13 protein-coding genes and 1 pseudogene are annotated in these 14142 nt (G+C 58.4%); 7 read left to right on the forward strand and 7 right to left on the reverse strand.

All coding sequences use genetic code 11. From position 1 onward, the window contains the following. The first annotated feature begins 225 nt into the window (after positions 1–225). A complete protein-coding gene (locus HNQ71_RS22235; RefSeq protein ID WP_184874766.1) occupies positions 226–1347 on the forward strand; it encodes a hypothetical protein in 1122 nt (373 codons plus the stop codon). An 830-nt stretch (positions 1348–2177) separates the two neighbouring features. Here the strand turns inward: HNQ71_RS22235 and HNQ71_RS22240 are convergent. From HNQ71_RS22240 to HNQ71_RS22250, 4 genes are all read right to left on the reverse strand, one after another. Next, positions 2178–3932 carry a recombinase family protein gene (locus HNQ71_RS22240; protein WP_184874767.1) on the reverse strand — a complete coding sequence of 585 codons (1755 nt, stop codon included), beginning with the start codon at positions 3930–3932 and terminating at the stop codon, positions 2178–2180. Next, positions 3929–4060 carry a hypothetical protein gene (locus HNQ71_RS35550; RefSeq protein WP_281391397.1) on the reverse strand — a complete coding sequence of 44 codons (132 nt, stop codon included), beginning with the start codon at positions 4058–4060 and terminating at the stop codon, positions 3929–3931. Before HNQ71_RS35550 ends, HNQ71_RS22240 begins: the two co-directional genes overlap by 4 nt. A 466-nt stretch (positions 4061–4526) precedes the next feature. Next, positions 4527–5054 carry a helix-turn-helix domain-containing protein gene (locus HNQ71_RS22245; protein WP_184874768.1) on the reverse strand — a complete coding sequence of 176 codons (528 nt, stop codon included), beginning with the start codon at positions 5052–5054 and terminating at the stop codon, positions 4527–4529. A 95-nt stretch (positions 5055–5149) separates the two neighbouring features. Continuing rightward, positions 5150–5788 (reverse strand): hypothetical protein, encoded by a 639-nt coding sequence (locus tag HNQ71_RS22250; protein ID WP_184874769.1) that lies wholly within the window; start codon positions 5786–5788, stop codon positions 5150–5152. Between the two features lie 118 nt (positions 5789–5906). Between HNQ71_RS22250 and HNQ71_RS22255 the strand changes: the two genes are divergently transcribed. Continuing rightward, entirely contained in the window at positions 5907–6158 is a 252-nt protein-coding gene (locus HNQ71_RS22255) for a helix-turn-helix domain-containing protein (protein WP_184874879.1), read from the forward strand. A 939-nt stretch (positions 6159–7097) separates the two neighbouring features. On the opposite strand, the gene HNQ71_RS22260 is transcribed toward HNQ71_RS22255, so the two are convergent. Further along, positions 7098–8009 (reverse strand): toll/interleukin-1 receptor domain-containing protein, encoded by a 912-nt coding sequence (locus HNQ71_RS22260; RefSeq protein WP_210333992.1) that lies wholly within the window; start codon positions 8007–8009, stop codon positions 7098–7100. A 45-nt stretch (positions 8010–8054) separates the two neighbouring features. Between HNQ71_RS22260 and HNQ71_RS22265 the strand changes: the two genes are divergently transcribed. The 5 genes from HNQ71_RS22265 (at position 8055) to HNQ71_RS22280 (ending at position 10732) form a co-directional block, all read left to right on the forward strand. Then, entirely contained in the window at positions 8055–8963 is a 909-nt protein-coding gene (locus tag HNQ71_RS22265; protein ID WP_184874771.1) for a toll/interleukin-1 receptor domain-containing protein, read from the forward strand. 128 nt (positions 8964–9091) lie between these two features. Further along, positions 9092–9301 (forward strand): terminase small subunit-like protein, encoded by a 210-nt coding sequence (locus tag HNQ71_RS35840; protein WP_425492250.1) that lies wholly within the window; start codon positions 9092–9094, stop codon positions 9299–9301. Between the two features lie 16 nt (positions 9302–9317). Next, complete coding sequence (locus tag HNQ71_RS22270) at positions 9318–9536, forward strand: hypothetical protein (protein ID WP_184874772.1); 219 nt, start codon at positions 9318–9320, stop codon at positions 9534–9536. Between the two features lie 279 nt (positions 9537–9815). Then, the gene (locus HNQ71_RS22275; protein WP_184874773.1) at positions 9816–10241 is read left to right on the forward strand and encodes a hypothetical protein; all 426 of its coding nucleotides are present in this window, start codon (positions 9816–9818) and stop codon (positions 10239–10241) included. After that, a complete protein-coding gene (locus HNQ71_RS22280) occupies positions 10238–10732 on the forward strand; it encodes a hypothetical protein (protein WP_184874774.1) in 495 nt (164 codons plus the stop codon). The genes HNQ71_RS22275 and HNQ71_RS22280 overlap by 4 nt, the downstream gene beginning before the upstream one ends. Positions 10733–11575: 843 nt before the next feature. On the opposite strand, the pseudogene HNQ71_RS22285 reads toward HNQ71_RS22280, so the two are convergent. Together HNQ71_RS22285 and HNQ71_RS22290 are read right to left on the reverse strand one after the other, a co-directional pair. Continuing rightward, a pseudogene (locus HNQ71_RS22285) lies at positions 11576–12764 on the reverse strand (IS91 family transposase). Between the two features lie 3 nt (positions 12765–12767). Beyond that, the gene (locus tag HNQ71_RS22290; RefSeq protein ID WP_184874775.1) at positions 12768–13454 is read right to left on the reverse strand and encodes a tyrosine-type recombinase/integrase; all 687 of its coding nucleotides are present in this window, start codon (positions 13452–13454) and stop codon (positions 12768–12770) included. Positions 13455–14142 lie beyond the last annotated feature (688 nt).

The following is a 14142-nucleotide window of genomic DNA, read 5'->3' on the forward strand; positions in this document are numbered from 1 at the left end:
GAGCATTATTTACTTATTTCCGAGCGGGTTTTAGGCGCAGACACGCAGGCACGGTGAAAGCCACTATCAAAGTCTCGGCTGTTTTGATTTTCTATGCCGCCACTGTTGCTCGACCTACAATTTAGAACCTGCATAGTCTTTTTGGGAAACATTATGCGCCGCACAGCGACCCCCTTGCTAGTTACAACTTCCCCCGCGACTGCAATGCCATTGCCTCGCCGAGAGATGCGTTCACGCGAAGCGAGCGGCTATGACGAACGCTTCGTGCAGGAGCTTGTCCATCACTGTCCTACGGTGCTTCCTGTGGCCGAAGTCGAACCCGTGTTCACACCGCTGGCGGCGGTCTGCATGGAACTCCCACTCGCGTCTGGGTATCTGGACAATCTGCTGGTGACACCGCGCGGCGATCTCGTCGCGGTCGAATGCAAGCTATGGCGAAACGTCGAGGCCCGACGCGAGGTCATTGCCCAGATTATCGACTATGCCAAGGACCTACAGTTGCTGACATACGAGGACCTGCAAACGGCTATACGAAAGGCTCGAAACGAACCGAGTTTCAGCCTCTACGCTCATGCTAACTCAGGCGACGAAGAAACAGAGAGCGCGCTGGACGAACCACGCTTCATCGACGCCGTGAGCAGAAACCTGCGGCGTGGTCGATGCCTGCTGGTGATCCTTGGCGATGGCATCACCGAGAACGTGGAAGGGCTGACCGAGTTTCTACAGCAACATGCAGGGCTGCACTTCGCGCTGGTGCTGGTCCAGCTCTCCATCCACGATCTGCCGGGGACTGATCAGCGCATCGTCGTGCCTTCAATCCCGTTGCGAACTACCAACATCGTACGTGGCATTGTGCAGATAGACGACGGTCGTGTGTCGATTGTTCCACCTGCCCCCACTACACGGTCAGAAAAGCCCACGACGCTGTCTGAGGACGAGATATTCGCGGCCCTCGATGCGAGAGTGCCCGGAACATCGGACCGCCTCGTAGCCTTCCTGGCTGGCTGTGAGGACCTTCAGGTCCGCTGGGAGGTCAAGAAGACAATCATCGTCCGCATGACAGTTGGCGAATTTCGAGTGCTCGTCTTCGTCATCAACGCCAACGGCACCGTCGATATGGGCTACACCTACGGGATCAAAGACCTCACCCGTGGCTTCGTGCAGAAGGTCGTGAACGCGGTTCCCGCCACCGTTTTCCGCGAGACGCCGAAGACCGCCTACGCCAAGAAGACCGACGGCACGTTCCTGACTGTCTGGGAACTGCTCGACAACGCATCGGGTATCCGTGCCGCGCTTGAGGAACTCAACCGGACCCTGTTGGCGGCAGACGCGAAGAGCGCGGAATAGGCTCCGGGGACACAGTCGCTGTCTTCTGGCCATTTCAGATGTCTCTCACGGCCCCCGGCCTCCATTCTCACGCAAAAGACACTAAGGTTGACTAGAGAGTGCGGACGGTGATCTAAAGGTCAACTCGCTGAATACGCTATATTTTTGTGGACGCCTATAAACCGCCAAACTCGAACTGTCCCCATGTCCCCACAATGAACCACTCGTTGAGTTTGATCCAGAAATCGGACCAGTTAGAGGCGGCGGTCAGAACGCTGACGCAACCTATAAACGGTCAATATCCTCGGCCTTGGATGACATCTCTAACGTCCCCAGCCTCTGCAAGATTGTTCACCGTGGGCAAGAACCAGCGCAACGGTTTTGACATCGGCGCGGTTGGGTCGCATGCCCGCTATTTGGACGCACTATTCAATCGTGGGTCTGAGACTTGCCGACAGCTCTATGATCGTCTTACCGACAAACCATCACCCACGCGCCGTCACACTGATGATCTTGTGGCCATGTTGGGCAGAAATGGGGTGACAGACGTCCTCGAAACCAACGTGATTTGCTACTCGACCCCAATGAGCGCCGATCTCAAAAAGCCATTGAATGCTGGTGGTGCGAACCAAGGTCGGGAGATATTCGAGACCTTGTTTCGCCTCATCAAACCTCGCGTCATTATCGCCCATGGAAGTGACACGGCCAAGGAGCTAGGGCGGGTTCTAGGGTGCACCTTGCCGAAACCTCCCGAGAAACCCGGCGATCCTGTAAAGGTGATGGCAGATGGCACAACTGTCTTCGTGATCCCAAGCCTTGCCCCCCCGGCATATAACCGATGGTCAAGTTGGTCAGCTGAACACCTTGAACAGGTTTGCCGTCAAGCCGCTGACGCTATGCAGGGACCCTGAGTTCAAAGAGGATCGGTGGCAGTGTTGAAAACGGAGAGAACGGTCTCCCGCTACCACTTCCAACCCACTATCGTACGTAACGGCAGCGTTGAAGCGGCTGCCTAGTCCGGTGGGCTTTTCAGTATACCGTGCATTGGGAAATGCGGCCCCGCCTATAAGGGCGGCAAGCTTGCCCTTGACCTCTATTTCGAAGCCCTCACGTGCCCGCTTGGGGTGCACGGTGACACTATGAACAAGTCCTCGAAGGTTTTGGATCAGCGGGCCACGGTCGTCAGCAGCAGTTGCGTGGTCGGCCAACGCCTTTGAAAGGCCGTCGACGGTTTCGATGTAACGCTGCAAGGTCGCAGGGTGGAGAGCTACGGGTGACGGCGGCTCATCGAGACCGGAGAGCTGTGCCTCTACCTCGGAAAGCTGCGTCTTGAGTTCTGCAATACGCTGCTTGGCATCCTCTTCAGCAATGACGCTCCTGATCACAAGATCGATCGTGCGCTGCCGTTCGCCTTCTATCCGATCGCGCTTGCCTTGCAGCGCTGTGCGCATCGCATTCGCCTGTGCGGACAATTCTCGGCGCTCTTGGTTGTATCTGCGGATGTATGCCTCGATGAGGTCGGGGGCTTTTAGTTGGTCGCGCATGCCATCAAGGACCGCCTTTTCGATCTCGGGCAGATAGATGATGCGCCGATTGGAGCAGCTCCCGCTTTCTCGAACTGCCGAGCACCGAATACGCGTCTTGCCTGTCTTATCACGATCGTGAACCGACAGACCTGAACCGCAAACGCCGCAGCGGAGCAGACCGGACAACAGGTGAGCTGGCCGACGCTTGACATGAGAGGTTGCGTTCACCCTCACTGCTTTGCGAGCCTGCGCCTTGTGCCAAGTTTCGTCTTCGATGATGCGCAAATGCGCAACTTCTTTCGTCTGCCATTGGTCCTTTGGATTTGGCCTGGAGACACGCTTGCCAGTATCGGGGTTCTTCACCATTCGGACCTTGTTCCAGACGATCCGACCGACATAGAGCTCGTTGAAGAGCAGACCTACGCCGCGCTGTGCATTTCCGTTGATGGTGGAACCGTTCCACCGTATCCCCCGCGGTGGCGCTATCCCATCCCGGTTGAGGTCACCGGCTAGGTCACGTGGAGCGCGACCGGCCGAATAAGCGGCAAAAATACGCCGGATAACGTCTGCCTCCTCTTGGACGATCTCGAGTTCGCCAGGATGGCCCAAGACCGGTCGATAGCCATAGGCCCGGCCTCCGGCATGACGTCCATCACGGACGACTCCAGCCATACCCCGACGGACTTTCTTTGCGCCATCCTCCCTCTGCATCTGACCGACAAGTCCACGAATACCAATGAGCACCGCATCGGCGATACCGTCATGAACAGCCTGGATTTCAATGTCGAGAAAAGAGAGACGTTTGTGAAGACCTGCGAGATCCGCCATGTCGCGCGATAGGCGATCGAGCGCCTCGACGACGACGATGTCGAACGCGTTCTGGCCCGCAGCTTCCATCAGGCGCATCAGCGCGTCGCGACCCAATATAGATGAGCCGGAGCGCGCCTTGTCCTCGTAGACCGCAACGACAGCCAGACCGTTGCGCGCTGCGTAAGCACGGCACAGCGCAATCTGGTCTTCAGTGGATTTTTCGTTCTGCAGCTCGGTCGAAAAGCGTGCGTAGACAGCGGCCCGCCTCATGTGTCGGAAGCCTTCTTCTTGCAGCGATCTGCATCCATGGCAGCATTTCGGCCAGCCGAAGCGCCGACGGATTTGAGATGATCGCCTCTGGCATCGGCGATGGCGAGTGCTTCGACAAACTTAAGCATGGCTGTGCGAAGCTCCTCCGGCGTTACCGCTGGGGCGGTTTCGCGCAGCAATCCACCATCGCGTCTGTGTCGTGCCGACTTCACGAAGCCGAGCATCACTAACACGACCGGCGATAAAAGGGGCACACCCCTTCGATCGTGCACTTGGGACCCTTCGGCGCGGAAATCGGATAGTCGCCGAACTGGCGAATCTAGATCGCACGGGCTGCAGCCGTGCTGCTGGCAAGCCTATGGCAGGAACTTGGGATGCGTTCGGAAGCTTTTTTCATGCAACGCTCCCATCATCGCCATAGGCAACGACAGGGCCACTTTCTCCGTGCCTGCGGCGATGTAGCCGTTGTCGAGGTCTCTTCGGGAAACACTCGCTCGACCATCCCCTCCTTGGCGGTGCGGATCGAAGCGACAGCACGAACTTCGCCATTCCAGCCGTCGAAGGGAACTCGTTGAGCTTTGCCATAACTGCCGGTCAAGCCGGCCTGCATTCGACCGGCAGGAGCTCGCTGGACCTTGCGCTCTCCTGCTTTCGGTCGATGACTGCCAGTTCCTCTCCTAATGCTGCGATTAAAGACGACACCCGACCTCGCACTCGCGGATGGAGATGCACAAGCCTTTCAATCAGACGTCGACCTTCCGCGCTGGCAATAAAATTGATGCGTTCGTCGACCGGCAGCGGAGGAGGACCACGATCGGTCTCATTGCCCGGCAGGCCTTCGAAGAAGCGGCCGACCGGAACACCTAGTGAACTAGCGATCTCGTAGAGCATGGAAGCGCTCACGCGGTTTCTAGCGTTCTCATATTTTTGAAGCTGCTGAAAACTGATGCCTATAGATCGGGCAAGCTGGGCCTGCGATACGTCCGACTGCACGCGAACCGCGGCGATCTGCCTGCCCACATATTGATCAGCAGGGTGCGGGCCACTCTCGATTCCATCGTTTACCGGTGCGTTGAAGACGCTGCGGCGCCCTGGCTCCGCAAATGCTTTTCGGAACTGCATCAGTCGCTCCATGTGTAGAGAGTTTGTCTCGGTAAGCCCCGCGAAGATCACCAAACCGACGAATGATCGCGATTTCGGTACCTTATTGCCGAAGTTCAGCTCGAGATTTTCTGCTCTCTAATCCGAGTTATATCGTCTAAGGCCGAGCGGATCTGTGGCCACGGGGGCTCACTGTCATGTAGCGAATACTCCCCTTCCCTAAGCGCTGCATTTAGCTTGGCGGCTATACCGGCGAGCGACGTTGCAGGAACGTGGGATAAGGCTTCGAGTAATTCCTTCGCCCGCTCGCCAGCTTCGCGCTCAACAAGAAAGGCTGTCGAATAACCAATCTCCCTAGCGGCGGCATCCCAGCGCGCCTGATTGGCTACGATTTCAGCTTCAGCCTGGGTGCGGGCCACTGTGTTGGCCGGACGAACACCGAGCAATTCCTGGAGGGCTTCAACGGAGTGAACTGTCACGCTCTCTCCATCGGACAAGGTAACTGTTGTGCAAGGGAAGCCAACGGTCTCGATAAGTACCCTCTCCAGCCGCTGCTGCTGATTGCAAAGCCGTTCAGCCTCTTCCCAAGCCGCCTGCCATTGTTTCCACACCGCCACCGCAGGATCAATGGCACCCTCCAAGTCGATGCGAGCAAACGATGTAGCCTGCGTCGCCGCCATTGCGGTTGCTGTTCCCGCAAGCACCTTCCTGCGGGTGACGAAAGGCAAAGTCGTGCTATTGTCGGAATCAGCCATGATCCGAGCTCCCAGAAGCTTAGGCGTGGTCAGGTCGTGCCGGTGTGACGAGCACCTGTGCGGCCGTGTGCAGTCATCATTAATGTCACTTTTTGTGACTTTTAGCAAGTTGAATGTCATGAAAAGGGACATACTGCCTCAGCAGGTTCGCGCAGCACGAGCATTGATCGATTGGACAAGAGACGACTTGGCAAACGCATCCGGTTTGACAGTTCGTACGCTTGCCAGAATTGAGAGTTCTCAAACGATACCTAGACAAACAACGCTTGAAGCGTTGGCCAAGGCATTAGAGGCCGCAGGGATCGAATTCATTTCACAGAATGGAGGGGGACCGGGCGTTCGGCTTGCCCGTCGAGTGGATGGGAAATGACCAGAACCCCGGACTACGTCTCCCAGATTTCCGCTGTCTAACTGCTACGGCGCCGGTGCAAGTTGACCAGACGTCGCGCCAACCTCTTGGGCGTAATGACTGCTCCCATCCACGGTGACCGTCCACCGCGTGCGCCTTCGCCAGTGTGATTTTCGACATCCCGACACGCCGCTGTCGAAATGTTTGTATGCAAACCACTTTTATCGAGATTCCCAACAGCTCGGGACAAGGCAAGCACCGGCTGCACTATTGGTCAGGCTGGAAGCCGAAGGCGGGCGATCGGCGGGCAGTCAAGCGCGTGGGTGCGAAATGAACGACGCCGTCATCCTTTGCAGCTTCGTGTCGTTGACCGTGGCTGCGGCCGTCGGCGTGCTGTTGCTGATCTGCAGACTGGATCGGCGGTTCGAAGGCCTATCTGCCCGGCCTTCCGTAATCGCCTTGACAGTGCAGTAACCTGTTCCTAGGTCCATGCTACGATTTCACGCAAGGGTAACGTGAGCCGGGTTTCCTCGTCTCCCGAAACAGCTCGTTAAGTTGCCCATTTGCGAGATATTTGCCAGGAATGCCCGCACATCGCATCGATAGCCGGCCATATTCTGGTGAATAAACCTAGGCAGTGCGAGCCGCGTAAAAACGGTCAATGAGGACGCCGCCGAGGCCAGTTTCAACCCTTGCAATGGGTTGGGGCAGGCACTCGCGCGTCGCAGCCCGAACCTGCTCCAACCCAGATCGGAGCTATTTATGCCTCTCCATACTGCCGCCTCGGCCACGTTGGTCGTGGTAATTTGCTATTGGATGATCCGCTATCCGCCTTCGAACCCTGGACTCTTTTATGTCCTCGGGACTGCGCTGACAGCGCTCGTTACAATCTTGGTCACCGCCCCGTTTGGCGAATGACGAAGCTTCATGCCGCTTGCCACCCATGGCAGGCGGCATGGGCTAATCCTCTTGATCCCTCTGGCTCTCGTAGCCATCAATCATGGCTTGCTCGCGCCGCCAACGGTCCTTGTCGTATTTCTTGGCGCGCCGGTCATATTGTTCCTTAAGCGATGCGATCGCCTCTTCTTCCGTTCGCCCAGCGCTCGGATTCAACCAGAAGCGTGGCACCGCACCTGGGGCGACGAGGGCCGACCAGAGGTTGGCGTTGCGGTACGTTTGAATGGGTATGGCATCGAACTTTGGGAACGAAGGACTTGAGGGGCACGGGTCAGTTATATCGCTCCCTATCTGACGTCGTCCGCATTCAAAGCTTCGTAGATTGTCGGAATCATCATCCGTTACCGGCACCTCCATGCTTTCAGTTAAAGGGGCGCCACAGTCGGGACACAGGAATTCCCGCAGTTCGTCGCGCATGTTCTCAAGCTCCGCCTCTATATTGCGAAGTGCCGTCCCGTCCATTCGTGCGATCAAAGCCGCGCGATCTGTACCTGCATAAAGGTCCGGCCGAACTACCTGAAGAATCTGCATCGCGATATCTTTTGGGGAGGAATGTGCGGTGTTAACGGCGAGCTTGTCTGCCAGCGTGGGACTGCGGTTCAAAACGTCATCACGGGTCACATGATGCCAGATAGGGAGAATGACCTTGCGTGCCCCGATCTCCCGTGTGACCAGCCCGGCAAGCTCATACGCCGGCCAAGGCTTCGACAGGAACGCGGGGCTGATGACGACGATGCCATATTCGCTTTGCACCAAGCCTAGATCGATGCTTTGCGAAAGAGAGTCGCCCAACTTCAAGGTGAATTTGTCGTACCAAACTTGAAGCCCCACGCTTCTTAAGGCGATTACTAGCGGTTCAACGAACGCCTCTTTATCTTCCGAGGCATGTGAAATGAACACATCCCATTGCTTCATTTGACGAACCAATCGTGTAAGAGTGCCAAAGGGACGGGGGCCGACATGTCTAAAATATATGTCTCTTACACTACGCCGGATGATGAGTTTGCCCAAGGGCTGATGATGGCGCTTCGTGCCGAAGGTCATCAGATAACGGTTGAAGGAACGAAGCTTACTGCCGGCATCAACTGGAGAGCCGAACTCAACGAAGGACTAAAGGCCGCCGAGGTGTTCATCATCCTCATTTCGCGGAGCACGATGCACTCACAATACCCGATGATGGAGCTAGGCACCGCCCGCGCTTACGCTGAAACGTCGGGCAAAATGCTGATTCTCCCAATCGTCCTGGGCGACCTAGCGCTTCCGACGATTGTTCAGGACATACAGGTCATTTTCGCTCGCGAGCAAGAGCCGCAGCAATTGCTGCCACAAATCGAGCAGGCCATCTCGGCGTTCGAGGGCCGGAGAGCCGCGCAAGAAGTCGAATTGAAGGAAATTCAGCAGGCCGTTCAGGTCAACTTGGCGGACTTTGTTGATGATGCCATCAAAACGCAACAGGACTACGAGAAGACGCACAAGAACTCCGCCCAAAACTGGTATTTGATAGGATATGGAAGCCTGGTCCTTGGACTGGCGACGACTGCCTACCTAGCGTACTCAGTTATCAATACGCAAACCGCCTCGCCGGACTATCCACGTGCGATCTCCGTCTCTCTACTCAACGTCATCGCAATCGCCATTCTAGCGGCGCTAGCTAGATATGCCTATTCGCTCGGCAAATCGTATATGAGCGAATCCCTTAAGTCGTCAGACCGGATTCATGCGATTCAATTCGGGCGGTTCTTCTTGCGTGCTTATGGGAACAAGGCCACCACCGTCGAAATCCGAGAAAAGTGTTCCAGCACTGGAATATCGATCGGACATCCACCTTTTCCTCACTGGACTCTTCACAGATTGACCCGCAGATCGTGAATATGGTCGTGCAGATCGTGGCCGCTATAAGGGGGAAGAAGGACAGCTAGTGCTGCCTTAATCCTTGCCAGCCAATTCCGGTCGGCCCTATAATCCAAGGGACTAAACAGGGACGCTCGAAAAGCAATTTGGTCGCTGTAGCCGACACTGCGCCGCGAGGGCGCCCAACGGACTATTTCCCTGAGCTGGCCGACGCCATCTGCGTAGAAATCATAAAAGGGGCTTCCGTGCGCAAGATTGGCGCCATCGAGGAGATGCCTTGCGAAGATACAGTCTACACCTGGCTGTCGAAATACCCTGAATTTTCCGAGAAGGGCTGTCCAGCACCGGACCCATAAGTACATGGATGAGTGCATGGATCTCGCCAACATGATGCCGGACGGGATCATGTTCATCGCCGGCAACGGCAACCTCTACACCCGCGACGAGGTCTTAACCCTGACCGAGCGGGAACGCGCTGAAGCTGGCCTTTTGCCCATCGGCTTCTCGAACGAGTTGATTGCCAAGCGGAAGCTGCAGATTGAGACGCGCATGAAGGCTGCCCCGCATACATCCGCGGACGCATGGGGATAAGACCACGCTGGGAGGTGGGGTTCCAGTCCGGCTTCGTCGATGGCGTGTTCACCCAGGTCATCATTTACGGCAACTGATGCGGCTCATACCCGCCACCCTCGACATGCTGGCCTTCACCGGTCTGCTGGAGAACAGAGAGGCACAAGAGTTCCTGACACTGTGGGGCGGTGGTTCATACGCGGTGCTGGATGACGGTAAAACCGACTTGTGTGATAGTAGTCCGCCTCCAGCAACTTGCTGCGCCTTGGGGAGCTAATGCCAAACCGACAAATATCGAGCATGACTGAAAGACTTCCGTATTCACTGCGGGAGGGCGTCAATGGCTACGTCGATGCCGTTGCTGCGGTCGTTCCTGATATTGCGAGAGACGCCCGCGTCGAAATCAGCGGCGACAGACTTGACCAATTTCTGCTCATCGTCGCCATCCGTAGGATCTGGTCGAACGTAAACAGCCAATACTGGATCATGAATGACTGCATCAGCGTGGCAACGCGCACACCTGATGGTTTAGACGGGGCTCCCCAAACGCCTGGATTCCGTATAGGTCGAGATGAAATAAGCCAGGACTCCTCGGCATTTGTGGAGGGGAGGAACCTCCGTCAGGAACTCTACAAGCTCATCGCTCAGCTCGATATCGCCGACCTCGTTGCGGAAACCACCAGTTTGAGTGATGTGGCGGCTAGAATGTTTGCGAGGCAAGATTGAACGTCTCACAGATCGAGAAAGAGCTTAAAGCCTTCATCAACAAGCATTCGGTTCAATTCCAGCACCTGGCTGTCAGGGAGACGGCGCTTCTTGAGCTGGGCGTCCTTACCATGGCGACCGAGCATTACCGGTTGGCTGGGTACACCGTCACGGTTGAGAACGCTATCAACGGACTGTTCGCCGCCAAGCTGTCGTCTCGCGGTTATCCGTACAATTTCTCATGGTTCAGGTGCGTAAAGGGTGCCGAGCTATACGAGATACACTCCAACCTGTCGGTAATGGGTGGCCATAAAGATGAGGCGGTCTACGTCGTCGACGTGGCCGTCGTTACAGGCGACGACCAGGTGCCGAAATCCAAACCGAAGCAAAAATGGGTAGCGCTTGATAACAAGGCACTGGCGACGTTCGCGGAAGTCAAGAAGCTTGTCGTGTACCCGATGCTGCTCGCCCAGTCATCGGGATTGTGCACGAAATCTCTCCTGCAAGGCTGAAAAAGCTGAAGGCCGGCCTGCCCCCTGACGACCACTGCCCGCCCTCGCTGATAACACTGGGATATCTGACCGCGACCTCAAGTAAGGCGCTAAAGGGCTTCGCAAAGCGGAAATTCAGGGTCTGCATCGTCCATAACTTCGATATGTACCTCTCGCAGATGAGAAGAGGCGAGGCGAAGAAATCGCCCTTCATTATGTTGCAGAGCATCATCTAACAAAACCCGCTTCAAGGCGGGTTCGTGGCAGGTCGGGCGTGAGGAGGAACGGTCGCGCGGGGGCACATCGCGCTCTGCCATCTGCCTCCGTTTTTTGGACACGGTGAGCTGGTCCATAAGCCACCGACGCGCACTCCATGAAGACCGTTGCGCCGTTGGGCTATTCCTTGCCAGTGGCATGAGGGGGACACCAAAACAATGCCGCATCCCAAAGGACGCGGCATTTTTCGTGGCCCCGGTCTCACTGTAAAAGTCCCATTTCACACTCTCGGACAATTCGAAGCAATTCTGGCGTCTGCTTCTGCACAACAGTCCGCAATGACCGACATGGTGAAGGGTTTCGGGTGCCGGCAGGCGTACGAAAGCCTCTCATGCAGGAACCCGCGGGCCACGATCCGGGACTATGGGGATTTCGATCTGCGGCTGATGTCGTCGAAGGCTGGGGCTTTGCCCGAATGCACCGGATTGGGAGCTGTCAGGCCACTTCGTTGCACCTCGGCGTGAGACAGTCGGCCCGTCACTCGACCGGGTGCGATCGTGGCGGTGCCGATCATCGCGAACAACGCGGACAGGCCCGTTGCCGGAGGCGCAACGCCTGCAGCTGATGTCTGGACCATGCCATGCCGGGTCATGGGGCGTTCTCCCGGTTCGGTGCCGTCGCGTGCGGCGGTCCGCGGGGCTGCCTCCAGCGTTCGAACGTCTCGATGACGATCATGCGTCCGCCGCAGCAGGGGCATGGCAGGCGGAAGCCGTTCGGTTCTTCGGAGTCGCCGGGGTCGGGTGGCGCGGCGACGTCCAGGAGTTCGCGCGCCAGCGCGAGGCTGGCCTTGCGGGCGGAGCCGGCGAGCAGGCCGTAGTGCCGGATGCGATGGAAGCCACGCGGCAGGACATGGAGCAGGAAGCGGCGGATGAACTCGCCGGTCGCGAGTGACCTGCTGCCGGTCGGCGTCATCGCGACGGTAGTCCTTATAGCGGAAGGTGACGCCGCTCGCGTTGAAGGCGAACAGACGACGGTTCGAGATCGCGACCCGGTGGGTGTAGCGCGACAGGTAGGCGAGCCCTGCCTCCGGTCCGGCGAACGGCGCCTTGGCGTAGACCACCCAGCGCTTCTTCCGGACGGGAGCAAGGTGGCGCAGGAATGCCCGCCGCTCGGCGAGACGAGCAAGGGCGCCGAAGAAGCCGAGCCGGCCGGCATCGTGCAGAGCGACCAGCCGGGCGAGGGACAGCCGGCGGAACAGCTTGCCGAGCACTCGAACCGGAAGAAGGAAGGCCGGCCGGGACGAGATCCAGCGGCTCCTGTCCGGCGAGATGCCGCCGCCCGCCACGATCATGTGCACGTGCGGATGGTGGGTCATCGCCGAGCCCCAGGTGTGGAGGACCGCGGTGATGCCGATCCTGGCTCCGAGGTGCTTGCGATCCGCCGCGATGGTCAGCATCGTCTCCGACGCCGCCTTGAACAGCAAGTCGTAGACGAGCGCCTTGTTCTGGAACGCGATGTCGGCGACCTCGGCGGGCAACGTGAACACGACGTGGAAGTAGCCGAGCGGCAGGAGGTCGGCCTCGCGCTCGGCAAGCCAAGTCCGCGCCGCCGCACCCTGGCACTTCGGACAGTGCCGGTTGCGGCAGGAGTTGTAGGCGATCCGCCACTGGCCGCAGTCCTCGCAGGCCTCGACGTGACCGCCAAGGGCTGCGGTGCGGCAATGCTCGATCGCCGACATGACCTTGAGTTGGGCGAGGCTCATGTGACCTGCATGGGCGGCCCGGTAGGCAGGCCCTGCTGCGCGGAAGATGTCGGCGACCTCGATCGAGGCGCGCACGGCTCAGCCAGGCGGCGTCTTGCCCTCCATCAGTGCCATCAGCCGGTCGAGCGGCCCTGCGACCGCATGGATCGTCCGCGTCGAGACCTTGGTGTAGAGCGCGGTCGTATCGAGCTTGCTGTGGCCAAGCAGCACCTGGATGACGCGGATGTCGACATCCTGTTCGAGCAGGTGGGTGGCGAAGCTGTGGCGCAGCGTGTGCGGGCTGACGCGTTTGCGGATGCCGGCGACTTCGGCTGCCTCCTGGACCGCGCGGTGCAATTGCCGCGACGAGCCCGCGCCATAGGCGACGCCGAGTGCGGCCTTGTACTTGATGCCTGGTGCGGCTTCGAGCAGCCGCGCCGCTTCCTCCACGCTCAGCACGTCGGGCAGCTTGCGCTGATACCTCATGATTACCAGCGCACGCGCCAGATCTCGCCGCTTCAGCGTCACGAGGAACAGGAACCGCAATGCTGAGACCGCGCCATTGATCGTCGCTGGGCCGACGCTGCTCTCATGCTGATGCAGCTGGAATCGACGGATGTCCTCAGCCGTCGCAGTGTCGGGCGAGCGGCCAAGGAACACAGCGAAGCGCCGGACGTGACGAACGTAGTCCTGCTGGGTATGGGAGCCCAGGCCACGCATGAGCATGTCGTGCTGCATGCGCTGGCGAAGCGGAGAGATTGGTGCATCGGTCGACAGGGTAGCCATGGCGAGTTCCTCTCGTTGAAGGGAACTCCATGGTCAGATCGACGCCTCTACCCGCTCAAGTCAAATGCCTGTCGCGCCATCTCAGGTCGAGGCGACCCTCCCGCGAAGCGGGTTCGTGCATGAGGCGCATACCAGACATTCATTACCTGACCATCCGCGCGCCGGTCACATCAACCCTTCAACATCGTCGATCGGAGAACGGCTTGCATATGCTCTGCGAGGTCGAGTTCGCCGCGCGCCTCGATCTCTAAAAGATATCGCGCCTTGGCCAAGCGATCGCCTTCCCTAACGGCAGGATAGCCGCAGATGGCGAGCAGCGCCCTCTCCTCTTCCCGGCTGGCTCTAGCGGGGTCGCCGCTGCCACCGCCTATCTCGTGCAAGGCTTTGCCGAACTCAGTATAGGCTGTCTTGTGGGCCTCAATCAGCGCTCGCAGATAATTGGACGGCTCTGAGTCTCGGCTCGACGGCTCTGCGCCGAGCGCCGTTGCCGTAACCGACGACTGCGCTGCCCGAGTGGAGGAGCAGGGCGCGGCGGTTGATCCTAGACGTGACAAACTCTCCCATTTGCGTTGATGGCGATCAGGCCAGTGACGTAAGCCACTAGACGGTAACACGATGGTTTGCGCATTCGTGTCAGGATGAACAGACCCAAGCAGTCGAGAGCCTGTGTGGCTCGGCGATACACATC

Origin of the sequence: Mesorhizobium sangaii, from assembly GCF_014207355.1 — a bacterium.
Classification (GTDB): Bacteria; Pseudomonadota; Alphaproteobacteria; order Rhizobiales; family Rhizobiaceae; genus Mesorhizobium; species Mesorhizobium sangaii.